Source organism: Rothia aeria (assembly GCF_016726365.1).
GTDB lineage: Bacteria > Actinomycetota > Actinomycetes > Actinomycetales > Micrococcaceae > Rothia > Rothia aeria.
Window position 1 is genome coordinate 1,333,957 of sequence record NZ_CP068102.1, and the last position, 22,754, is coordinate 1,356,710.

The following is a 22,754-nucleotide window of genomic DNA, read 5'->3' on the forward strand; positions in this document are numbered from 1 at the left end:
CGCCAAAATGCCTTGGCGCACATAACACGCTATGTGCGCCAAGGCATTTTTAGATGTCATATGAGTATGAAGATGCAGCCCGTACTCATTACTCGAATTCGAACTCTTCCTCTTCAACACTCACGATCTCAGGGAAGAAGGGTATAGCGCGCGCTACGCTGAGTGCTGTCTCTTCGCCGCCGATGCTGCCAAACTCCCGGTTTTCGCCACTGGCTCCAAAAAGGTATAGAGCACTTCCACTGCTGAACCTAGAACGTGCAATAATCCCCTCTAACCCTGCTTCCCGAACCGCTTCTGCCCACTGTTGAGTAACAGAATAGCCCTCAGCGTGGGACAACGCAGAAGAAATATCCCCGGGCGCAAAGCCACCAAATGCTTGACGAAAATCAGCAACTTTAAACACACGCGGGAGCTGAACACGAGCCACATAAACGCCGTCGAACCTGTTCATGGGGAGCGCTATAAGACCAATAAGTCGAGGACCTAAGCGTTCTCGAAGTGCAGCCTCAGGAGTACTTGCAAGATTAAGCGTCCCGTTAGGCATATTAAGATCGAATCTGCCCCTTTCGGGAGAAAAATATCGACAATCTCGTTCAGTATCATCTACATATTTTTGATACGACCGGTACCATGTGCCAGGTTCTTCACCCCCGTACCCTACTGAAATTGCAGGAATCCCAGAGAGATCTAAGGGACGATTCGGTGGGAGCAGGGTTGATTCATGACGTTCTGTTGGCATCAGTAGTTTGCCCTCCGGTCAGCAGCATCCTGAACTGCACATGCCAGCACAAACTTGAAGTTCTCTTCCGAATCCTTCATGTACTCAACTGCGGGGCGGCCATCAAAGAAATTCGACGGTACAGCGAGCCAAAAAGCAACTTCCCACTCAGTCAGTTTTCCGTCTAATAGGGTTTTAATAATCTGCCGAACCTGCGGATCCACTGCCCCGTCTTTGAACTGAAAAACCGGATATCCGTTACGCCCCGCCTTGTTTTTGAGGCGCAGAATATTGTTCTTGCGCACCCTATCGTTGAGGGCCTGCAGACTGATGCCGCCAAGGTATTCGCGGGTGCTGCGGCTATCTTTCACCTTGCCAATATATTTCCCAGACCCCCGCGCGCCCTTGCGCACCTCAACCGTATGCGAGAGCGCGTTCGAGAGCTCCTGCATAGACTCGGCAGTGGGAGTGATTTCACCCCGATCGATCTGTTCACGGATGCGCCGCTCAGTATCGTGCAGAACACCTGTGATGAACTCTTCGGTCGCTAAACTCTTAGGCATGATGCGCTCCTTCCCTTATACACACCACCCTATCAGCTTTATATAGCTTTATAAAGCTGATAGGGTGCAAGAATTCTTGCACTCGGCAATGTTAGAGCAGGAAAGATGAAGACAAAATCGAACTACCTTATGGTCTTTCTGATTATCACCTTCGGTGTGGACGTGTTGGATCGGCACATGAAAATCGAATATATAACGGTTCCAATAATCCTCATCATCATGCTGATCGTTTTCCCCAAATTGTTCACTATCTTTAAAGGGAACGGCACAGAAGATAATCAGCAAAACCGCTAGATGTGACGGGTCAGCTCTTGGGCATTGATAAATGCGCAACAGCACTATAAATTCAGTTAATTAACTGTTTCACTCATAGTTACCAGCCCATTTCGCTTTTGGGGATGCGCACCGACTTGGGGAGTTTTTCACCGGCACGCAGGCGGCCAACATCCGTGAGGTACGGGTCGGTAGCGGTGACGACCGCATCCAGCATGCCAAGCACCCGCAGCACACGAAAAAGCACGTCGGTACGCACCGATTCGCCCTGCTCAATGCGCCGCAGGGTCACGGTCGTAATGTCTGCACGCTCCGCAACCATCTGCGCGGTCAGACCCATCAGTTTACGTTGGATGCGCAGCTGCTCGCCTATCGTCCGCGCGGCCCGGCGCACCTTGGTGGGAATATACGCCATAATCTTTATACCCTCATATAGAAAGAACTATTTCTCTTATAGGTGATAATAGAAAGAATTATTTCTATATAGATGAAAGTTTTATGCCCAGTACGCACTCTCGGGGATTCCCTCATCTAAATTTTTGTCTCTCATCCAAAAATTTTTAGATGAGAGGCAAAATTTAGATGAGGATTTGGATGAGACCGCACGGCGCGCAGCCGCGCGAAGGCTACACCGTTCGGGGCTCTGCCTCTTCGTGTTCCTGAAGCATTGCCTCGATCACCTGCGCCACGCCGTCTTCCCCGAAGGGCGGGCAGGTGCGCCCCACCTTCTCAATCAGTGCGGGCTGCCCGGATGCCATCGCATACCCGCGGCCCGCCCAGCACAGCATCTCGGCGTCGTTCGGCATATCGCCGAAGGCCATCACCTCGTGCGCCTCAATACCGTGCCGTGCGGCAAACTGGGCGAGAGTGTACCCCTTATTCACGGTCTTCGAGCCCATCTCAATCAGCGGCTCACCCACAACCCCGCGCGTGACCGACACCAGCTCGCCCACGGTCTGCGCCACGCGCGCCTGCAGAATATCTGGGTCCATGCCGGGCACGTGCACCAAATATTTAATCACCTGCTCCCCCGCAAACCCGTCTAGCACGCCCAGCAGATGCTGCTCCACCACGCGCGCACCCTCAAGCACTTCCCCGCCCTCATACGGGCCCTGAATGTAGACGGTATCGACGGTTTCAAGGGTATATGTGGCGTTGGGAAAAACCGGCTGCAGCAGCTCGTGGGCGCTGCGGATAGCGTGCGCCGGGGCCCCGTTCACAGCTTCCACCTCGTCAGCCCCCAGGTGATAGATGACCGCCCCATTCGAGCAGATGGCGTAGGAGTCGAAATCGGTTTGTTCCCTAATGGGTGTGAGCCAGCGGCTGGGGCGCCCGGTCACGAACACGATCTGGATGCCCGCCGCCCGCGCAGCCTGAAGGGCGTGCAGGGTGCGGGGGCGGAACCGGAAATCCTTCCCAATGAGTGTGCCGTCAAGGTCGCTGGCGATTAGTCTAATCATGCGGTAACGGCTAGTTTTCCTCGTAGGTGACAGTCAAAAAGGCGCGCGCAATGCCGTGGAAGAAGAGTTTAAAGTTCACGACGGCAGGTGAGGTGTTCTCGTCTACCTCAAGTTCGGGTACGTCCACGGCGGTCACGCAGAAAATGTACCGGTGCGGCCCGTGCCCCGCCGGAGGTGCCGCACCCAAAAACCCGGGAACACCGGCGTCATTGCGGTGGGTGAGCGCACCGTGCGGTGCGGCTGCGCCCGCCTCAAGAGAGGTAACAGCGGCCGGGATGTTTGATACGGTCCAGTGCCAGAACCCGCTGGGGGTGGGGGCGTCCGGGTCGTAGCAGGTGATAACGAACGACTGAGTGTCTGCGGGGAAGCCGCTCCACGACAGCTGCGGGGAAAGGTCCTGCCCGCCGGGCACGCCGAACAGCGCCGACAGCATTGTTGTCGGCGCCGTGCCGCCATCAGTAATGTCGGTGGAGGTGAGCGTAAATTCGGGCAGTTTCGTCAAACCCTCGTAGGGGTCGCGGGGCAGGGGTGCGTGGCTGGTGGGGGTGTAGTCGGGCATAGCTACTCTCCTTATATTCTGTATTCGGAATGAAGGTTTTTAGCCCGCTATAACGCGGATCTTTAGCCGTTGAGCACGGCAAGCAGTTCGTGGCGGTTTGGCGGGTTCGCCCCGGATCGGGAAACTGTAATACCGGCTGCGGTCGCCGAAAAACGCAGCAGCTCAGAAATCTCTTCACGCTCAAGCGCCGCCACCTTCGCACGCGCACCTGAGCCAGCGATACCGCGATCGAGCAGGCCGCAGATGAGCGCCGCCATGAGAGAATCGCCCGCGCCCACAGTATCGGCTACCTGCACACGGTACGCAGGCTCCTCAATACCCTCAGGGTAGGTGCGGGTGTAGGCGATTGGCCCTCTCTCGCCGCGGGTCAGTACCACCAGCTCTGCCCCAAGTGCTACCCAGGCGCGTGCTGTCTCCGCAAGGGAACGGTCGGGGTACAGCCATGTGAGGTCTTCATCGCTGGCCTTCACCACAGAGGCGAGCCCCACAAACCGTTCAGCCCACTCCTGTGCGGCAGCGCGGTCGCTGACAATACTGGGGCGGCAGTTCGGGTCGTAGCTAATGAGCGCGCTCTCACGGGCGGCGGTGAGCGCGTTAGCGACCACATGCGCACCGGGTTCGAGCATCGCCGCAATGGATCCGGTGTGCAGCGCCTGGGAGGTGCGGGCAAGTTCCACCAGCTCGTCGGCGAGCGCATCCAACGACCAGTCAATATTGAACTCGTACTCTGCGGCACCGTCCTGCCCAATGTGGGCTTGTGCGGTGGAGGTGCGCGCAGCGGTGGGGGCAAATGGCACGTTCACACCGGAGGCCTCCAGGTGCTCACTGATGGCACGGCCATAGTCGTCGGCGCCGTAGTGCCCCACGAACTGGGTGGGGTGGCCTAAACGGCTCACCCCGACCGCCACGTTCATGGGGGACCCGCCGGGGTAGGTGTGGGTTTGTTCGCCTTGTTTGTGGACGACATCTACGAGGGCTTCACCGATCACTGTTAGCATGTTTTCAATTCTACCTGCGGGCGGGCCTGCATCGCGGTCCGCACACCACCTTCTTACCTGTCTTTTTGTGGGTTTTTGCCGTGGATTCTTCCTCCTTTGCGAGGGTTTGTTTGGGTTGTTGCGCTCGTATCACAAATGGGCGTGTGACGTGCGCGTATTCCCGGGCGGTTCTGAGCGCACAAACCAGAATTACCCGTTAGACTTGAGGTGAAGCGGTCAGCACAGACCGGCACGAACCGCCCCTGGCATCCCGGGGTGCGGCGAGTATATTACTGACGACGATGTCCACCTAGGAAGAAGGTCAAGAGTGACGACTCCCGAAAACACTCACGCACAGTGGATTGCCCGCGAGACCGAGGCTGAGGAGCTAATCCCCCTCATCGGTAAGCTTAACCGTGAGAACGGCGTGGTGCTGAATATTCACGGCCGCAGCCTGGTCAATAAATCCGTAATTCAGATGCTGCGTTTGCATGATGGTGCCGCGAAGATCGACGGCGCGCCCCTGAATCCCGCGCACACCCTTGAGCTGGTCCGGGCCCTGGCCGACCTTGACCTTGGCCCCTGCTCCATTAATATTGCGTCCCTGCACCGTCAGCATGTTGATGCGGGTTCCCCCGACTTCTCCATGTGGCTGCCCGAGCAGGTTGGCGCATCGGTTGGCAAGAAGGGCGAGACCGTCAAGCAGCAGGATGTGGTGCTCTACGGTTTCGGACGCATTGGCCGCCTGTTGGCGCGTATTCTGCTGGAGCGTTCCTCATCGCTGGGTGCAAACCTGCGTCTGCGTGCGGTGGTGGTGCGTAAGAACACCGAGAACGACCTTGAGAAGCGTGCTTCTTTGCTGGCACGCGATTCGGTGCACGGCCCGTTCAAGGGCACGATTAAGGTAGATGCCGAGAACGACACCATTATTGCTAACGGTCTTCCGGTTCGTTTCATCTACTCCTCGGATCCAACCACTGTGGATTACACCGAGTACGGTATTGAGGATGCGCTTCTGGTCGATAACACCGGCCGCTGGCGCGATGTTCCGGGCCTGACCCAGCACCTTGAGCGCCCCGGCATTTCGCGCGTTCTGCTGACTGCCCCCGGTAAGGGCGATATGAAGAATATTGTTTTCGGCGTGAACGATAACATCATTACCGACGACGATAAGATTCTTTCGGCGGCATCCTGCACGACCAACGCGATCACCCCCGCACTGAAGGTTCTTGATGACGTGTACGGTGTGGAACGCGGTCACGTGGAGACCGTGCACGCTTTCACGAATGATCAGAACCTGATCGATAACTTCCACAAGGGTGATCGCCGCGGCCGTTCGGCGGTGCTGAACATGGTGATTACCGAAACTGGTGCGGCGCGCGCTGTTTCTAAGGCACTCCCCCAGTTGGAGGGCAAGCTGACCGGTAACGCTATTCGCGTTCCCACCCCGGATGTTTCGATGGCTATTCTGAACGTGAAGCTGGCTAAGCCCGCCGGGTCTAAGGATGAGCTGAACGAGGTCTTCCGCCAGGTTGCCCTCAAGGGTGAGCTTCGCCGCCAGATTGGTTACTCCGATTCGCATGAGGCCGTCTCCACCGACTTTGTGGGTTCCCGCAACGCGGGTGTGGTGGATGCGCTTGCCACCGTCGTCACCGACGACTCGGCAATCCTGTACGTCTGGTACGACAACGAGTTCGGGTACTCCTGCCAGGTGGTGCGCGTGCTCGAACGCCTGGTGGGTGAAGAGGCACCGTCATACCCCGCACAGTAGGTTGCGGCCTGCGCACTCGGCGGCACACCGGCGAGTAGCGGCATAAGTGCTGCGGCGTCAAAAGACGGCTTAGGCTGCTCTTTTGACGCCGCAGCGTTCTCTGCGGGTATCCGCTGCGGCGCGCGAAGGAGGTCAACTATGGGGGCGGAAACGCTCACGGGCAGAATCGTGAACGCCATAGACCTTATTGACGGCATCTTAGACGCGGGCAGCATCCGCGACTATACGAGCCGGGACCAGCTGATATTTATGCGGGAGCAGCTGACCAGCATGGCCTCCCACCTGCGGCACCGCACCGCACCCGCCGCGGGCGCACACGCCCTCATGAGCCGGATGGTGGTTGATTCGTGGCCGCTCGATAGCACGCTCGGGCGGCAGCTGGTGGATATTGAGGATGACTACCTGGCGCTGCTGCAGGGCACCCGGAGGCACCCGTGACGGGCAGGATACGCAAGCTGCTTTCGTCATGCACCCGGTGGGTGTCGCGGGAGGTTAGGCAGGAAGAACTCAACGATTTCCGTGTGGCCGTCACAGACGGCAGCGGCGGGGCGCGCATCAGGCTGTCGGGGCTGCTGGGCAATAGTGCACTGGGGATTTGCGCGGTGACGGTGCGTACCCACGGCGGTCGCGTCAATATTATTCTGCGCCAGAGGCTTTCAAACGGCGTGTATTCGGGCAGTTTTGACCGTGAGTTCAGTGTGCCTGCTGGTGTTCATGAGGTCACCTTCGGGAGCGGGAACGCAGTTATCTGGCGGCGGGAACAAGGAAGACCTGGGAACGCCGCTGTTTCCTGTCGGTAGGCTGGCACGCACGTTGCACCAGCAGACGTTCACGCCTTCACCTGCGGAAAATATGGTGCAGGCCCTCATCGGATGATGCCGCCTCATCCTCGTAAACCTGCACGGGTTCTGCCTCACCGCATAGCAGGTACCCGTTAAAGTTATCGTTCGGCACGTAGCACACAACCCCTGCGGCCCGTGATGCAGCGACCACTTTCTCCTGTATCTCTTCTGGGCTTGCCTCCACCCGGTAAAGGCTCACCAGCAGCGCCGCGTCTCCCGTTACATGCCAGTACAGGCACAGGCAGCGCAGGGCGTTGAGCTCCACCGGTGGGATGCCCTGCAGCTCGCTGGAGGTGACCACCAGCACGTTCTTTGCCGGGCAGCCCAGGGCGACGGCGATAAAAGCCGCTAATTCCTGCGGACTCAACCGGTTTTTCACGAAAAAATCAAACATGCGGCTCTTGTACCTGCCCTTCTCCCCTAGTGCACTGTGTACCGGCGTCACCATCGCTGTGGGTGTCTAAAAACTGCTGGAGGCGCCGGGACAGCCCGTCCGTTTGCGGCAGGCTCACAGTAAAACATGAGCGCAGAACATCCAGCAGCGAAGCGGCGTCGGTGATGGTGCGCACCCTGCGGGAGCCGTCCGGGCGGTGCAGAGTGTAGCGGGTATTCAGCAGCGTGTGGCGGCTGCCGTCCGGGACGGCGCGGGCCGCCATGAGGCGGGTGCGGAACGGCGAGTGCGGGTGCGTGGACACGAACCAGTTACCCACCTGAAGGTCAATGCGGCGCTGCGGCTGGCGGTCAAAGGTGTACAGCAGCTGCTGCTTGGCACCGGTGACAGCGCATAAAACCAGGCCGTCCCGGTGCGGTTTTAGGCGGTACTGCCCGTGCGGGGTTAGCTGCGTCTTTTCGCTCTCAAGCAGCAGCGGGGCGGTTGGGGCCAGCCCGCCGAACCCCGCATCCACCAGCCACGGCTGTCCTTGAAGCGTCACCTGAAGCAGCATGTGGGTGCGCGCCCCAGCCTCCTCCAGCCGGTTATTGGGGATGACGCTGCCGGTGAGCGGGCGGGCCTCAAACCCGAGCAGGGTGAGTGCATCAAGCAGCAGCAGGTTCAGTTCGTAGCAGTAGCCGCCGCGCCGCTGCGCAACGAGCTTACGGAAGATGCTGCCGCTATCAATCGGCACGGGCTCGCCCAGGACGGTGCTCAGGGTCTGAAACGGCAATGCCGCCATGTGCCGGGTGAGCAGGGTTTTCAGTGCGGTAAGGTCGCACCGGGTGGGCTTAAACCCTATCAGGTGAAGGTACTCACCGAACTGTGCGGCGTCCATGGCATGTCCTCTACACGGTCAAAACTGTGACCGTTCCATTATCTCAGGGGTTGACCCGCTGAATACGCAGAATCTCGCCGGGCTGCAGGAATACTGGCGGCGCCCGCAGTCTTTCGGCCGCACCGCTAGGCCGGGCCGAACACCTTCTCCAGGTGGGCTATATAGTTCACAATATACTGTTCAACCTGCGGGTTTTTTATGACGTCATTACAGATGAAGGTGGGCAGCTGCGAGGTGCCGATGAACTCGTTAGCCTTATGGAACGGCAGGTATACGGCATCCACGCCCGCACCGCCGAAAAAATCACCGGCACGGGTGAACGCCTCAAGGGGTGCGTTCCAGGTGAGTGAGAGCATATGCTGACGGCCTGTGAGCAGACCGCCGGTGCCGTACCCCTCGGTGGGGCTGGCGCTGCTGCGGCCATCATTGGCGAACAGCATACCCGCGCCAGCGGTGAACACCTCGTCCACGTATTTTTTGACGGTCCACGGTGGGCCCATCCACCAGCCGGGCATCTGCCAGATCACCGCATCCATCCACAGGAACTTATCTACCTCCTGCGGCAGGTCGTACCCCTCATCAATGACGGTTTCACGCGTGTGGTGCCCTTGAGCCTGCAGGGCACTGCGGGCGGTCTGATGCAGGGTGTGGTTCAGGCGGCCCGCCGAGTGGCCGAATGCTTTGCCGCCGTCCAAAAGTAGGATATTCACGTGTTCGCTCCTTAATCGCTCAAACCGGTACTCACTGAACAGCCTACCGATGCGCACCGCAAAAAACGACCCGTTTCTTAACCTGCCTAACCGCAGCACCCCGCTTGGGGCCTCAATGACCGGGTGTGCCCGGCGGCCCAGCACCCCGCTGAGTGCAGCATAATTCCGTCGGGCAGCGCTCGCGCATGACCCCTACTTGCGGTAGAGAACCCCGCGGTGTGCCTGAAGTGTCAGCGTGCTGGGCGGGGTATTGCCGGCGGCGTCTTTGAGCCCGCTGGGCACACGCACCATGCGGGAGGTGGTGCCCAGGTTAATGGCCGCCCAGCCGTGTGTAAACGCCCGCGCATGCACCGCCCCGTCGCTTTTCACCGCCTCGGCGGGGGTGCCCAGATCGTACGACATTTCTGGGGAGAACGGGGTCCCGTTGTAGCTATCATGCTCGGTGACTGCAATGCCCGTGAACCGCCCGCCGCCGAAAATCCAGAACCCCGCCAGCCCGTACAGCAGGTTCTCGTCCGTGCCCGTCACCGGTGCTTTCGGGCCGCCGGAGGGGGTGCGCAGGATCGTCACTTTCGGCGCTGTCCGATCGGCGCGCTGAAGCCCCTCGTCGTAGGCTAGGCGCACCTGCCCCTGGGCGCCGCGGCCAATGTGGCGGCTTTGCAGCATGGCGTAGGTGGAGTCCAGAAATTCTTGGGCGCCCCAGCCCAACCAGACTTCCTCAAAACCGCCGCCGTAGGCGCTGTGCGCCTCCCATTTGCCCCACCGCAGGCGGGCCTCGGCAATATTTGGCACCAGAATCTTACCGGCCTTGTTCAGCTCGGCGCCCGCGTACTCGATCAGGTGGTCTAGGCCCGCGCGTACAGTCGCCATGGAGTCGACGTTGCGGATAGGCAGGTTCAGCCCGTAGTAGTCGCTCTCAATATCGTTATCGCCCATCACCCCGTCAAATGGCGAGTCACGCAGTTCTTTGACGACCGAGTCCATCCAGTACCAGCGGTAGTCGGAGTCCCATACCGCCATCTGGTAGTGCTGGGGGTAGCCGCGCCACTCAATGAGTGAGCCGTCCGTACGGCGGGCGTACAGGTCTTTGCCGTTTTGCAGCGCCTGCTGCGCCGTATCCCAGGAGACCCCGGAGGAGTAGATGGGCCCCGGCTCGTAGGAGCGGGTGGAGGAGAGGCATTTATAGGCCAGTACCACCATATCCGGCGCATTCTTTTTCAGGTACAGTGCCGCGTCCTGCTCCCAGGGCTGCAGAATAGCAACCGAATAGTTCTGCACAGCAAACTCTAGCTGTTTCCGGGTGATCGGGTCCCCACCGTAGCGTATCCACGCACCAAAACGGCCGGGCACACCAGCCCGCAGAGCTGTATTATTAATCATTCCTCAGTATATTTTGACGGTCGTGCGGGCAGCCCACCAAGCTTACGGTAGATGCGGTTGTAATGCTCCATCACCAGGCTCAACTGGAAAAACTTCTCCACGCGCGCATACGCGTTACGGCTATACTGCTCATACAGCCCAGGGGTTTCCATAATGATGCGCAAGGCGCGGGCAAAACCGGTCACATCCCCCGGAACAGTTAAGATGCCACAGTTACCAATTTCTTTCCCGTCGGAGGCGTCCAAAATATCGTCGATCAACTGCGACATGCCGCCCACATCGGTACTCACCAGCGGTATGGACGCAGCCATCGCTTCCAGCGCCACGACGGGTTGCCCCTCATTATAGCTAGGCATTAGCAGCAGGTCGTAGTTCGCCAGCATTTGGCGCACCTTTACCGTCCCGTGGAATGTGATGAACTGGCCCATCCCCAAGTCTTCAATCAGGTTCAGGCACTGCTGGTAGTAGTCGATGCGGTGGTCGGTAGGGCCCAGCACGTCCAGGTGAAAGTTCATGATGCCAGCATCACGCATCTGTGCCAGGGTACGAATCAGATCCGCCAAGCCCTTAATCGGCACCACGCGCGCAATGAACACGAACCGCCACACGTGGTTGCGGGCGTCCTCAAAGATTTTCATGCGCGCAGCCATGCGGGCTTCAAGGGCCGAGTGCACGCTCTCAATCAGCATACCGTTGGGCAAAATAATCGCGTGATCTTCACGATCGCCGGGGTTCAGCTGGTCGATGGGCGCACCCAAACCGCGCGCCTCTTCCAGGGCCTTGGGGTACAGGTAGGTGATCATGTCGGCGCTCGGGTAGCAGAACCTGCCCATCTCAACGAACCAGGTGACCCAGACTCGCTCGTCGAAGGTGACCGGGCGTTCCATAAACAGCTTATAGTCGGCCGTGACCGGCTTATCCATTGGGCGTTCAAGCTTCGTATTCGCCGTGTCGCGCACATACAGGTTGTGTTCGGTCAGCAGGAACTTCGACCCGTAGTCGCGCGCAGCGGCGGCCGCAATGAGCGAAGCGTACCCGGTGGTGTGCGCGTGGTACACGCGGGCGTACGGCATGTTCTGGCGCAGCAGGGCGTACAGCAAAGACGTGAAATCGCGGACCTTCCAGAACAGTTCGGTCAGCGGAATCTCGGAGAGGAACCCCCAGGTGCCCATCGCCTCCATGAACTCGCGGCTGCCCACCACCGAGAACAGCGGGAAGGAGCGGGTGCGCGGGTTAATCCCCTCATCGTACAGGTCCCACAGCGGGTTCATGTCCCCCTTCACCAGCGCGGAGAACGCCTCAAGGATGCGCCGCACCAGCTTTTTCCGCTGCCGCGCGTTCATGCGCAGGTGCGTGGGGTCGCAGTCGTGGGCGAATTCTTCCTTAAACTCCTCCATGCTCAGGTAGATCACACGCACCCATTTAACGTTCTCCGGCACGCCGTAGAGGTCTTCTTGGGGGGAGTTTGAGTCCCAGGCGATGTGAATAATCCCGAACGTCAGATCCGGGTTCTCCGAGACAATGTCGTGCACCACCGACGACACTCCACCCTTAAGGTACGGGTAGGTGGACTCCATGACGATAGCGACATCGACATCCGGGTAGTCGGGGTCTGGGGTGCGCGGCGCCGGTGCTGGGCGGCGCAGAGGTTCATAGACGTTTCGCATGTGGTGTTCCTAGTGGGAAAGCTACCAGGCGAGCGCGCGACGCCAGAAGAGAGAATGCTCCGGCGAAGCCCACGCGCGGCGGTAGAAGGTGTAGGCGATAATGGCGAGTATGGCCTCCCCCAGGATAAGGGGGAAGTAGCCGCCCTCGTTGGGCATAATGGCGAAGATGATGCATACCAGCACCAGGTGCGCCACACCGATAAGCTGAGAGATACGGTACAGGCCCATGAATTCGATCTGGTAGTTGCACAGGGTAACCACCAAGAACAGCCCGGCGGCAATAATGCCGGCGAACCCTACGGGGAACACGTGCGGGATGGCGACGAGCATGATCAGCCCGGTAATGACCGAGGCGAAAATGGCGACCGTGAGGCTGCGAACCATCGCGTAGTTCGACACGTGGGTTGCTTCTTTGGCGGTGTTGGTGACCTGGGCGAAGGGTTTCTCTTCGAAGGTGCTCCACAGTTTCTTAATGACGAGGTTCACCCGGTCTGCTTCGGCCACGAAGAAGTAGTTGTAGGCCAGCACGCACGGGATGAGGCTGATGTAGATGGCGACCACGTTAATCTGCCCGTGGGCGGCGACGAACAGCACGTACTTATCGGCCCACAGCACCGAGCCGGTGAGGAACCCGCGCAGCGCATCCTGGGCCACATGAATAATGGGGGTGCGGCTGAATACTTTGAGCTGGCGAATGTTCTTGCGCAGGCACAGCAGCAGCACAATAATGCCTGCGGTGGGCGGCAGGAACCAGAAGATGGGGAAGAACAGCAGCGCCGCCGCGTACCCGAGCCAGGCGAAGAACCAGTCCACCTGGTTTTTAGCCAGGCTCGGCAGCACGAGCAGCTGCGCGAAGGCGAGGTTAAGCACGCTGAGTATGAGGTAGGAGGCAACAGCGGATGCGCTCCAGTGCATGATGAAGATCAGCGGCAGCGCAAAGAGGATAATGAGGGGCAGGGTGGTCAGGTAAATGTATGGCCAGTTGCGGGCGAACGCGGCTACGTCACTCACGCGCTGGTATGCGGGGGTTTTGAGGAGGGCTTTGAGCTGGCGAACTTTTTCGACGGTACCTTCCTTGAGTTCCGTCTCAAGTCTTTCGGTGAGTTCTTGACGGTTTTTTGCGACCCGCTTGTGTTCTAGTTCGATGGCGCGGTAGATGGGCATACAGGCGGCCTGGCTGAGCCAGGGCACGGTAATGGATGCTGCAAGAATAACGTGTACGAGGGGTACGTCGCCGAGACGGTACCTGCCCAGCTCTGGTGTGACAACCGGGAAGACGACCATCAGCAGGGCGACGGGCGATACGTAGAGTAAAAAGTTGTAAAGAAGACGCAGTTTTTTACGCGTGGCGTCCTCTTGTGCGTCGGTGGGTGCCAAGGGAATATGCCTTTGTGGTTGGGGTAGTGGTTGGGTGTGGCTGGTTATAGTACTAGTCTACGGTGATTGTGAGCGAGACCTTCACACCCCGTGCGGGGTGGGTGCACCGTGCAATGTGTGTAGTGTTGGCGGCTGGTGCTTGTCTCGCCTAAATATTGTTTTATCTGCGTCTGAGCCAGCTGCGGGCGGGCCTTTCCATCATGTTGTCCTCAAGGTATAGGCTTACGTTAACTTTCAGTCTGTACATGATATTAGCGCACACCGGGATGGTATTCATTAACCGGTATAAATGCGCGCGTTTATCGTCGGGGTTATTTCCGCGTAATTGCGGGTTTTACCTTGACTTCTAGAGTATTTTTCCTTCGGCGTGGTGTATTTAAATCTCCGCTTAACGGCGAATAAAATGAAATATTATTCGCGTCACGTTTGTTTGACGTATTGTGTAAAACACCGTGCTAACTGCCTGCGGCAACAATCTCCAGACGTTTAATAATGCCCCCATACCCCCGTGGTACGTCAAATTAAGATTACCAATAAATCCCTCACTATGTGTGGGGTTTCACACTAAAAACCACATTTTTATGGCCTGCACCACCCGAAGGCGGGCGCGGGGTGCCTTCCCGGCCCACAGTGCACTTTCAAACCCCTTAAACTGGGCGCGGAGCACAGCGAAAGGCCCAGCACCCCCGCCCTGTCGAGTGGGAGCACCGGGCCTTTTCAGCCTTATCTGGCGGTAACGCCCCTAGGATGCGCTAGAGAGCGTGCGCAGAGCCACCGAAATCACGGCCAGACGCGGGTGCCCGGCTGGTGCCGGTTCAGCCTCACGGATTTCAGCGAGAACACGGTCAATATTACCCACACGGGTCGGGTGGTTCTCAACCCATTCCTGAAGCGCCAGCTGCGCCCCGGCGGGGGTGTGCGTCTCATGCTTGCCGTTCTCAGAGGCCACAGAGATCGCCAGCTCGGCGGCGGTCTCGTACAGGCTGCCGCGCATCGCCTGACGTGCCAGGGTCTCCCAGCGGTCATTACGCGGCAGCTCGCTGATCAGGCCCAGCAGCTGATCCACCTTGAACCGGTCGTAGGATGCGAAATAGATCGGCGCCAGCTCGGTTGCACCCAGGCTGTTGTCCCGTGCGGAACGGATAACGTCCATGAGGGCGTAACCTTCGAACCCGCGAATCCAGATGACGATAAGATCCTCCGGCAGGCCCCACTCTTCACCGAGTACACGCTTAGCGCGCACCCGCTCACGGGAAGCTTCCGAGAGGTATTCGGGCAGGTTGTGGCGCAGGGAGACGACCTCACCGAAGTTCTGCAGCATCTGGCCGATGCTGATGCCGGCAACCACGCCGCGCTCAGCAATCAGCCAGCGCACCACGCGGTCCAGCACACGCTGGTTATCACGCAGCACCGTGTACCATGCCTCCAGGGCGGTGGTGGCCGGCAGTGCACGGTGCAGCGCGGCAGCCTTGCCAAGCTCGAACAGTTCGCGAGCCACAATAAAGGCACGCGCCACAGCGTCCACACCAACATTGGTCTCTTCCGTCACACGGTAGGCGAAGGTAATACCGCCCAGGTTCACCATCTCGTTGGCGACGCGGGTGCAGATAATCTCCTTACGCAGCGGGTGTGATTCCAGGTACTCGCCGAAACGCTGCACCAGGGCTGCCGGGAAGTACTCGTGCAGTACCCCGCTCAGGTAGGGGTCGTCCGCGAAATCGGTTTGCTCCAGGGCGTGCGTGAGGTAAATCTTCACATAGGCGGCCAGCACCGACAGCTCGGGGCGGGTCAGGCCCAGCCCGGTCGCCTCAAAACGCGCCTGCAGCTGCTTGTCCGTGGGCAGGAATTCGACCTTGCGGTTCAGCCCTGCGTTCGCCTCCAGGTGGCGCATCAGGCGCTTGTACACGTTAATGCCCAGGAACGTCTCGTGGAACTCACCCTGCAGCAGCACGTTCTGCTCAATATTGGTTTCAAGCACCTTAGCGCCCACCTCGTCCCGCAGGGACTCAATGAAGTCGGCGCGCTCTTCAGCGGCAAGCTCACCGCCGGTCACCAGGCGATCCACCAGGATCTTAATGTTCACCTCACGGTCGGAGGTCTCCACACCGGCGGAGTTGTCGATGGCGTCGGTATTAATGATGACGCCGTTCTCGGCGGCCTCCACACGGCCCAGCTGGGTGAAGCCCAGGTTGCCGCCCTCACCCACGATCTTGGCGCGCAGCTCGTTGCCGTTCACGCGCAACGCGTCGTTGGCTTTATCGCCCACCTGCAGGTTGTCCTCGGTGGATGCCTTCACGTAGGTGCCGATACCGCCGTTGTAGAGCAGGTCAACCGGTGCCTTCAAAACCGCCGCGAGCAGCTGCGGGGGCGCCAGTTCGGTCACGTCCTCGCCCAGGCCCAGGGCTTCACGAACCTGCGGGGTGATCTCAATCGACTTGGCGCTGCGCGAGTACACGCCGCCGCCAGCGGAAATCAGCTCACGGTTGTAGTCCTGCCATGAGGAGCGTGGCAGGTTGTACAGGCGCACGCGCTCTTCAAACGAAATCGCCGCATCCGGGTTCGGGTCAAGGAAAATATCGCGGTGATCGAAGGCAGCAACCAGGCGGGTCTTCTGCGAGAGCATCATGCCATTACCGAACACGTCGCCGGACATATCACCAATACCGACGGCGGTGAATTCCTCCGCCTGGCAGTCATGGCCCAGCTCCGCAAAGTGGCGCTTGACGGACTCCCACGCGCCGCGGGCGGTAATGCCCATCGCCTTGTGGTCATACCCGACCGAGCCGCCAGATGCGAACGCATCGCCCAGCCAGAACCCGTACTCGGCGCTGATCGCGTTCGCGGTATCGGAGAATGCGGCGGTTCCCTTATCGGCGGCGACCACCAGGTAGTAGTCGTCCCCGTCGCGGGCCACAATACCTTCGGGGCGTACCACGGTCTCGGTGCCGTCAGCAGACACCTTAAGGTTGTCAGTCACATCCAACAGGGAGCGGATGAACACCTTGTAGGATTCGCGGCCCTCAGTGATCCAGGCGTCACGATCCACGGCCGGATCCGGCAGCTGCTTGGGGTAGAAGCCGCCCTTGGCGCCGGTGGGAATAATCACGGCGTTCTTCACCATCTGCGCCTTCACCAGGCCCAGCACCTCGGTGCGGAAGTCATCGCGGCGATCCGACCAGCGCAGGCCGCCGCGGGCCACGTCGCCGAAGCGCAGGTGCACGCCCTCCACGCGCGGGGAGTACACGAAAATCTCGTACTTGGGGTGCGGCAGGGGCGCGAAAATGAGTTCCTCGGAGGCGACCTTAAACGCCAAGGATTCACGGTTAAGGTACGCGTTGGTGCGCAGCACGGCGCGGATCACGCGGGTCAGTGACCGCAGGTAGCGGTCGGCGTCCAAGGTGGGGATCTTATTGAGCTCTTCACGCAGGCGCTCAATCAGCTCGGCGCGCTTAGCCTCACGGGCCTCATCGGTGAGCCCGTTCTTCGGGTTAAAGCTGGTGTGGAAGAAGTCCACCAGCAGCAGGGTGACGGCGGAGTTCGCCAGCAGGGTGTTCGACATGAACGAGGGGGTGTACCCCAGGCCCAGCTGAATCAGGTAGTGGTTAAAGGCGCGGAATAGGCTCGCCTCCTGCCAGGTGAGGCCCTCTACCAAGATCAGCCTATCGAGCGTGTCAGATTCGCGCTGGCCCAGCAGGTAGGCGTTCAGCGCGTCCTCGTAGAGCGAGGCGACTTCCTCGGGGTCCACGCCCTCGGGGAATTCCACACCGAAGTCGTACAGGTAGACGCGTGAACCGTCTTCCCTGGTGAGTTCGGAGGGGTTCTGATCGGCGACGATCAGGCCCATGTTCTGCATGACGGGCAGAAGCTCGGTGAGGGTGTGGGGACTGGTCAGGTAGGTCTTCAGGCGGGTGACGTTGCCTGCGCCGTTTTCAACTTTGATAGCGGCGGGCTTAGTGGTCTCAGCCATTAGAGATTCAAAAGTCACGATATCCTCAATTGCATTTTCTACTTCGTATTCGGCACGGTAGGCCATGGGTGCGGCTTCCGCCCACGCGGCGGCCAGGCGGCGGCCCTCAATGCCGGGTTTGAGCGTCTCAAGTGCGGCGGCGGTGGCTTCCGCCCAGGAGCGGGTGGCCGTCTGCAGCCGCTTTTCGAGAGCGCTAATATCCGTTTCCGGCACAGCCGTGGGGTCGGTGAGCCGGATACGGAAAAATATACGGGCCAGCGACGACGACGAGAGGTAAATCTGGTAGTCGATGGCCTGCAGGTCGAACTCCTCACGGAACACCTGCTGGATGCGGTTAAGCACGGTGGTGTTGAACCGATCACGCGGAAGGTACACGACCGCGGTAATGAACCGCTCAAACCGGTCCACACGCAAAAACAACCGGGTTTTACGGCGCTCTTCCAGCCCCATAATCCCTTTGAAAGTTTCGGTGAGGAAATCCACCGACGCCTGTATCAGCTCAAGGCGCGGGTAGTCTTCAATAGCGCCAATCAGCGCCTTATCGGAGTGGGAGCCGGGGTGGAACCCTAGACGGCGGCGAACCATGGCGATCCGCTCACGAATCAGCGGCGTCTCAACAGCTGGCAGTGAGTACGCCTGCCGGGAGAACAGCCCCAGGATGACGTACTCGCCCACCACCCGGCCGGTGGCATCGAAACGGCGCACCCCCACATAGTCGAGGTAGTCGGTGCGCCCCACGGTGGAGCGGGTGTTCGCTTTCGTCACGTACAGCGGGCGGGGCATAAGAGCGCGGTCCAGCGCCTTCCCGGAGAGGGGGATACTGTGCTTACCCTCGGTGGAGCGCAGAATACCCAAGGCACTGCCGGGCTTGTCAACAAGCTCAAACCCTGCAGCGCCCGAGGTGAGCACGCGCTCTTTCACGCCGAGGAACAGGAAATTCCCGCGGGTCAGCCAGCGCAGGAACTCCTGACAGGCAATAACCCGCGCGGCTGGCTCGTTCCCGCCGGGGTGGGCGTTGAACGATTCCTGCCCGTCACCAAGGGTGACCCCGCGCAGGGCATCCATGGAGGTGATGATGTTATTGACCTGCAGGACCATTTTCTCGTTATCGCGGGCAGCAGCGTGCACGTCGGAGAGGGTTTTCGTCACGCCCTCACGCAGCGCCTGAACCCGTTCGGCGCTCAGGTGCCTGGTCAGCCGTAACGCAATCCACGACTCCACGGCCACGCTTGAACCGGGCGGGGCGTCTTCTGAGAGTTTCAGGGCGGGGATCCCCAAGGTGGCGGTGTCGCCGCTGGCCACGGGCTTATCAACTCCGGTGCCGCGCACAACCAGCAGGTTACCGTCAGGGCCGCGCTCAACCACGAAGAGGGGATGGAAAATCGACTCGATACCGCCGAACTCAGAGGAAACATAGGCGGTGATGGAGCTTACCAGGTGCGGCATATCGTCATTTACGATGAGCACCATGGTGGAATGTTCGGTATCGTGCACCTCAATCAGGGGGGTGCCGGGTGCGCGTGTCTGCGCCAGCTCACGATGCGTGCGGGCCAGCGCCTCCAACTGCGCCGAGGTGTAGCCTTCGCGGTCGGTGTCCGGGCTGTTGTGGAAGTATTGCTCTATCCATGCATCGGCGCCAGAGTAGCGTCCCATAGCGTTGTCACTCACTGACAAGGTATGCCTCCGAAGTTCTATCACTTCACTGTGACGGTGTGTCTGTTATCTGCGCTTGCGCGTGTAACCTAACTCAAGCTTATACCTATTCTGCCTGTATTCTCTGCAAAATGCACGACTAGTCCCCGAATTTTCTAGCTCAGGGCGAAGAACAGCACCATATTTCAGCTCCGAAATATACAGTGCACCGCCAGCCTCTCACATGGTGGAATCCACGCCGTGGGTGCCCATAATTATGAGGAGGCTAGCCCCAGGGTGCGGCTGTAGCGGGTTGCGAGCCAGGTGCACATCATCAGCTGCACCTGGTGGAATACCATCAGCGGCAGCATCAATAACCCGAGCGATCCGGAACCGAAAATAATAATCGCCATGGGCAGGCCCGCCGCCAGTGACTTCTTCGACCCGCAAAATTGGATGGTGATGCGGTCCGCACGGTTAAACCCGAGCTTTCGGGCGATTACGTCGGTCGCCCACAGCATGAACGCAACCATGAGCGCCGTAATAACCACCAGCAGCACAATCTGCCACCAGTCCACGCGCGTCCACACCCCCTGCACCACCGAGGCTGAAAACGCTGAATAGACGATCATCATGACCGAGAACTTATCGAGCCACTTGGTGGTGGGTTTCTTCGCGAACTCCCCCACCCACCGTCGGGTGAGCTGCCCCAGCAGAAACGGCAGGAACAGCTGAATAGCAATATCAAGGAACACACTGCCGGAGATCGCCACATGGTCGCTGTTCATAAGCAGCATCGCTAAGAGCGGGGTGGCAAGCACCCCCACAATACTTGAGAGGGACGCGCTGACAATCGCCGCCGCCACGTTCCCACCGGCAATGGACGTAAAGGCGATTGATGCCTGCACCGTTGAGGGCACGAGCGTCAGAAACAGCAGCCCCAGGTACAGCCCGTCACCAAGCACGAACCGCAGCGGGTAAAGCGCCAGCCCGAACAGGGGGAAAAGCACGAAGGTGCAGGTGAGAATCATGGCGTGAAGCCGCCAATGCGCCAGCCCTTTGAGGGCCTCACTGGTGGAAAGGCGCGCACCGTACAGGTAGAACAGCAGCGCCACAGCAAACTTGGTTCCGGTGCTGAACCATGCGGCGAAGTCCCCGCGTGCCGGGATAAAAATTGCCAGTATCACGGCGGTGATGAGCATGACGATAAGCGCATCGGGGCGTTTTCCCTTGAGTTTGCTGAGCATGACCCCATTCTACTCGCACCCCAGGCGCCTTAGAGCTCCTGAACGCACCGGTGTGTCTGCATCGCGGCGCCTTCACACGGCGCTTTCCCAGCCGTGTATACCGCACCGAGCGCCCCGGTGTTACCCGAGGCGTTTATGCGCTGTGGTACGCGGCGGCCGCCTCACAATACCTGCAAGGCGGCCACGCGCTGCCCCGCAATATCAGGGCAAAACGTTATATTCAGTTTTTAGAATATTTAATCGGTGGAGGATCCGCCGAAATCCGTTGAAAAGCCGAAATCCGTCCCGGAGTCTGACCCGCTATCCGTACTGACGTCCGAGCTGGACCCTGAATCGTAATCTGCGGCAGAGCCTGCGCAGGAGTCCCCCGCAGAGTCGCCGGTATCGGCGGGCGCGTCGGTGCCTGAGCACGTGGCATCAGGCTCAGCCGGGGTTTGTTCAGCTGGGGTTTCTGGTTCGGCGGGTCCAGAGCCTGCCTGCGGGTCAATACCGTACGGAACGTGGGCCTGCTGCTGTGCGCTTTCACTATCGTGCTGCGGTGCCGTTGAGCTATCCTGCCCCGTTGGCACATAGTACCCGTAGCCCCGCCCAGGCTGAGGCTGCTGCGGCTGACCGGGGCGACTCGGGGCAACCTGCGAACCGGGGTCGTAGCCGTACGGCTGCTGCATCTGCCCAGCGCCGCCTGGTTGTGCACCTGGTTGTGCAGTACCCGGCTGAGCACCGCCGGGCTGCTGCCCGGGCTGCACATAGTATCCGTAGGTGCCCTGCTGCGGCCCGGGCTGTGCGGGTTGGTGAGGCTGTGGGTACTGTTGCGGTTGCGGCTGTGCCTGGTTTGGCTGGTACGGCTGAGGCTGCCCCGGCTGCGGTGCTGGGCCGTACCCGGGCGGCTGCCACATGGGCTGCTGCCCGCCGCTGGCGGCGTACTGTTCCCACCGGGAGGCGTAGGCGGCGCGGGCAGCCGCATCCTGCCACCCGGTGTATAGGGTGCCCTCGAACTTCGGTGCGCCCTCGGGGTTGGGTGGGGTGTGCAGCTGCACGGTGTCCAGGCTGTAGTTCTCCCAGGCAGGCTTCTGTTCCTGCATAAACGCATCCGCCTGCAGCGGGTCGGGCCACAGCGGCACCGGCTCGGAGGAGGGGATGAGCGCGGGCACCGAGGGCGGGTTGTAGGTGGGCCGCCAGAAGAGACGCCCCGGTTCTTGGCGGTTACGGATCGCGTGGGCGCGCCAGGTCAGCACCGGGTGGGAAGAAATGAGGTTAACGAACCATACGGCCAGTCCCCCGTCGGTGACGGCGCGGTCGGCGAACTCGTCAAAGTTCACCTGCTTGTTCAGGTACTTACCGCCGGCGAGCACTTTCATGCCTCCCCTGGCGCCATCGGGTGAGAGGCGGTAACCAAAGTTGTCGGCGGTGTACTCCTGCGCGCGTGAAAGCGCCTGCCCAACAACGGGCAGCCGCATGAAACTATTGGTGAACAGCAGCCGGAAATAGCTCACGTGGCCTGCGGCGATATGCCCCACCTCGTGCCCGATGACATAGCGCAGCGCCTCGGGGTCACGGGTTTTACCGCCAACCTCGAACATGTCGGAGTATACGCAAATGTAGCGGCGGAACCCGTGGCCGGCGGCGAAGGCGTTCAGCGTGCCGTTGCCGCTAATAACGTAGGCGTCGGGGACGCGGCGCAGGCCGGCGGCACGGGCGGCCTCAACGACCATCTGGTACCCCTCAGGGAACTGGGTGGGAGACATGCGGATGCCGCGCACGCGCTGCTGTGCGTAGAGTATGGCACGCGCAATGTAGATGAGCAGCGGCCCCAGCACCAGCAGCACCACGAACTGTTGGAGGTACTCCTGCATGTAGTATTCGGCGGATCCGGTACGCGGGTAATCACCGAAATCCCTCAGGGAGTCCCTGCTGTCTATCACGAGCAGGAAGGATTCGATAATGAAAACGATCAGACCAATGTACGAGATGAGGGTAAACGAGTAGGCGGCAATGAGCCAGGGCAGCTCACCGGGGTGCCGCAAACCGTTGACAGCCTTATACGGCAGCAGGCTTTGAAATCCCCAGAATTTAGGGGCGGGTAGCGGGCTGGTGGGGGTTTGCCGTTTGTCTTCGGGCAGCCACCCTTGACTGAGGTCGTTGGGCAGGCCGCCCCCGCTGGCGGGGTTCGGCTGGTCCGGTCCGTGCTGGGTCATGCAGTAGTCCAGTTCTTGGTGTCTTTTTGTCTTTATCCCAACTGTACCGTGTTTCTTTGAGGGCGGGTACACGGTTGGCGGCTCTCTCACGGCACTTTAGGGTGGGCCGCACCGGGGCGTGTTACCCGGCCATGACCGCGCGGTGGGT

19 protein-coding genes are annotated in these 22,754 nt (G+C 60.1%); 4 read left to right on the plus strand and 15 right to left on the minus strand.

From position 1 onward, the window contains the following. Positions 1-88 precede the first annotated feature (88 nt). Together I6I94_RS05640 and I6I94_RS05645 are read right to left on the minus strand one after the other, a co-directional pair. Entirely contained in the window at positions 89-739 is a 651-nt protein-coding gene (locus I6I94_RS05640) for an RES family NAD+ phosphorylase (protein WP_201620475.1), read from the minus strand. Next, positions 739-1,281 (minus strand): XRE family transcriptional regulator, encoded by a 543-nt coding sequence (locus I6I94_RS05645; protein ID WP_128087318.1) that lies wholly within the window; start codon positions 1,279-1,281, stop codon positions 739-741. Before I6I94_RS05645 ends, I6I94_RS05640 begins: the two co-directional genes overlap by 1 nt. 105 nt (positions 1,282-1,386) lie before the next feature. On the opposite strand from I6I94_RS05645, the gene I6I94_RS05650 reads away from it, so the two are divergent. Then, complete coding sequence (locus I6I94_RS05650; protein ID WP_128087317.1) at positions 1,387-1,575, plus strand: hypothetical protein; 189 nt, start codon at positions 1,387-1,389, stop codon at positions 1,573-1,575. Between the two features lie 79 nt (positions 1,576-1,654). Here the strand turns inward: I6I94_RS05650 and I6I94_RS05655 are convergent, their stop codons facing one another. The 4 genes from I6I94_RS05655 to I6I94_RS05670 form a co-directional block, all read right to left on the minus strand. Continuing rightward, positions 1,655-1,969 (minus strand): helix-turn-helix domain-containing protein, encoded by a 315-nt coding sequence (locus I6I94_RS05655; protein WP_128087316.1) that lies wholly within the window; start codon positions 1,967-1,969, stop codon positions 1,655-1,657. A gap of 211 nt (positions 1,970-2,180) precedes the next feature. Beyond that, a complete protein-coding gene (locus I6I94_RS05660) occupies positions 2,181-3,014 on the minus strand; it encodes an HAD family hydrolase (RefSeq protein ID WP_128087315.1) in 834 nt (277 codons plus the stop codon). Positions 3,015-3,024: 10 nt separating this feature from the next. Continuing rightward, on the minus strand, positions 3,025-3,573 hold the full coding sequence (locus I6I94_RS05665; protein WP_006888648.1) for a YbhB/YbcL family Raf kinase inhibitor-like protein: 549 nt from the start codon (positions 3,571-3,573) through the stop codon (positions 3,025-3,027). Positions 3,574-3,635: 62 nt separating this feature from the next. Further along, positions 3,636-4,571 (minus strand): carbohydrate kinase family protein, encoded by a 936-nt coding sequence (locus tag I6I94_RS05670; protein ID WP_201620476.1) that lies wholly within the window; start codon positions 4,569-4,571, stop codon positions 3,636-3,638. Between the two features lie 307 nt (positions 4,572-4,878). Here I6I94_RS05670 and I6I94_RS05675 point away from each other — a divergent pair, with 307 nt between their 5' ends. From I6I94_RS05675 to I6I94_RS05685, 3 genes are all read left to right on the plus strand, one after another. Beyond that, positions 4,879-6,321 carry a glyceraldehyde-3-phosphate dehydrogenase gene (locus I6I94_RS05675; RefSeq protein WP_201620477.1) on the plus strand — a complete coding sequence of 481 codons (1,443 nt, stop codon included), beginning with the start codon at positions 4,879-4,881 and terminating at the stop codon, positions 6,319-6,321. Between the two features lie 138 nt (positions 6,322-6,459). Next, positions 6,460-6,759, plus strand: a complete 300-nt coding sequence (locus I6I94_RS05680) for a hypothetical protein (protein ID WP_128087314.1) — start codon at positions 6,460-6,462, stop codon at positions 6,757-6,759. After that, positions 6,756-7,121 carry a hypothetical protein gene (locus I6I94_RS05685; RefSeq protein ID WP_128087313.1) on the plus strand — a complete coding sequence of 122 codons (366 nt, stop codon included), beginning with the start codon at positions 6,756-6,758 and terminating at the stop codon, positions 7,119-7,121. Before I6I94_RS05680 ends, I6I94_RS05685 begins: the two co-directional genes overlap by 4 nt. Before the next feature lie 37 nt (positions 7,122-7,158). Here I6I94_RS05685 and I6I94_RS05690 read toward each other — a convergent pair whose 3' ends face one another. The 9 genes from I6I94_RS05690 to I6I94_RS05730 form a co-directional block, all read right to left on the minus strand. Then, positions 7,159-7,557: a hypothetical protein gene (locus tag I6I94_RS05690; protein WP_128087312.1), complete on the minus strand. Its 399-nt coding sequence runs from the start codon at positions 7,555-7,557 to the stop codon at positions 7,159-7,161. After that, positions 7,550-8,431, minus strand: a complete 882-nt coding sequence (locus I6I94_RS05695; RefSeq protein ID WP_128087311.1) for an arylamine N-acetyltransferase family protein — start codon at positions 8,429-8,431, stop codon at positions 7,550-7,552. The genes I6I94_RS05690 and I6I94_RS05695 overlap by 8 nt, the downstream gene beginning before the upstream one ends. Positions 8,432-8,556: 125 nt before the next feature. Next, positions 8,557-9,141, minus strand: a complete 585-nt coding sequence (locus tag I6I94_RS05700) for an NAD(P)H-dependent oxidoreductase (protein ID WP_128087310.1) — start codon at positions 9,139-9,141, stop codon at positions 8,557-8,559. A gap of 192 nt (positions 9,142-9,333) precedes the next feature. Continuing rightward, on the minus strand, positions 9,334-10,518 hold the full coding sequence (locus I6I94_RS05705; protein WP_408015304.1) for a putative glycoside hydrolase: 1,185 nt from the start codon (positions 10,516-10,518) through the stop codon (positions 9,334-9,336). Beyond that, positions 10,518-12,188, minus strand: a complete 1,671-nt coding sequence (gene pelF / locus I6I94_RS05710) for a GT4 family glycosyltransferase PelF (RefSeq protein WP_037288749.1) — start codon at positions 12,186-12,188, stop codon at positions 10,518-10,520. Before pelF ends, I6I94_RS05705 begins: the two co-directional genes overlap by 1 nt. Positions 12,189-12,209: 21 nt before the next feature. Continuing rightward, a complete protein-coding gene (locus I6I94_RS05715) occupies positions 12,210-13,565 on the minus strand; it encodes a hypothetical protein (protein ID WP_201620479.1) in 1,356 nt (451 codons plus the stop codon). A gap of 742 nt (positions 13,566-14,307) precedes the next feature. Continuing rightward, positions 14,308-19,185, minus strand: a complete 4,878-nt coding sequence (locus I6I94_RS05720) for an NAD-glutamate dehydrogenase (protein WP_408015305.1) — start codon at positions 19,183-19,185, stop codon at positions 14,308-14,310. A 254-nt stretch (positions 19,186-19,439) separates the two neighbouring features. Next, complete coding sequence (locus I6I94_RS05725) at positions 19,440-20,411, minus strand: bile acid:sodium symporter family protein (RefSeq protein WP_201620481.1); 972 nt, start codon at positions 20,409-20,411, stop codon at positions 19,440-19,442. Between the two features lie 236 nt (positions 20,412-20,647). Beyond that, positions 20,648-22,606 (minus strand): M48 family metallopeptidase, encoded by a 1,959-nt coding sequence (locus tag I6I94_RS05730; RefSeq protein ID WP_201620482.1) that lies wholly within the window; start codon positions 22,604-22,606, stop codon positions 20,648-20,650. Positions 22,607-22,754: the final 148 nt, after the last annotated feature.

Coding starts and splice junctions, on each gene's coding strand:
- I6I94_RS05640 (WP_201620475.1), bottom strand. CDS start 739: ATGCCAACAGAACGTCATGAATCAACCCTGCTCCCACCGAATCGTCCC.
- I6I94_RS05645 (WP_128087318.1), bottom strand. CDS start 1,281: ATGCCTAAGAGTTTAGCGACCGAAGAGTTCATCACAGGTGTTCTGCAC.
- I6I94_RS05650 (WP_128087317.1), top strand. CDS start 1,387: ATGAAGACAAAATCGAACTACCTTATGGTCTTTCTGATTATCACCTTC.
- I6I94_RS05655 (WP_128087316.1), bottom strand. CDS start 1,969: ATGGCGTATATTCCCACCAAGGTGCGCCGGGCCGCGCGGACGATAGGC.
- I6I94_RS05660 (WP_128087315.1), bottom strand. CDS start 3,014: ATGATTAGACTAATCGCCAGCGACCTTGACGGCACACTCATTGGGAAG.
- I6I94_RS05665 (WP_006888648.1), bottom strand. CDS start 3,573: ATGCCCGACTACACCCCCACCAGCCACGCACCCCTGCCCCGCGACCCC.
- I6I94_RS05670 (WP_201620476.1), bottom strand. CDS start 4,571: ATGCTAACAGTGATCGGTGAAGCCCTCGTAGATGTCGTCCACAAACAA.
- I6I94_RS05680 (WP_128087314.1), top strand. CDS start 6,460: ATGGGGGCGGAAACGCTCACGGGCAGAATCGTGAACGCCATAGACCTT.
- I6I94_RS05690 (WP_128087312.1), bottom strand. CDS start 7,557: ATGTTTGATTTTTTCGTGAAAAACCGGTTGAGTCCGCAGGAATTAGCG.
- I6I94_RS05695 (WP_128087311.1), bottom strand. CDS start 8,431: ATGGACGCCGCACAGTTCGGTGAGTACCTTCACCTGATAGGGTTTAAG.
- pelF (WP_037288749.1), bottom strand. CDS start 12,188: ATGCGAAACGTCTATGAACCTCTGCGCCGCCCAGCACCGGCGCCGCGC.
- I6I94_RS05720 (WP_408015305.1), bottom strand. CDS start 19,185: ATGGGACGCTACTCTGGCGCCGATGCATGGATAGAGCAATACTTCCAC.
- I6I94_RS05725 (WP_201620481.1), bottom strand. CDS start 20,411: ATGCTCAGCAAACTCAAGGGAAAACGCCCCGATGCGCTTATCGTCATG.
- I6I94_RS05730 (WP_201620482.1), bottom strand. CDS start 22,606: ATGACCCAGCACGGACCGGACCAGCCGAACCCCGCCAGCGGGGGCGGC.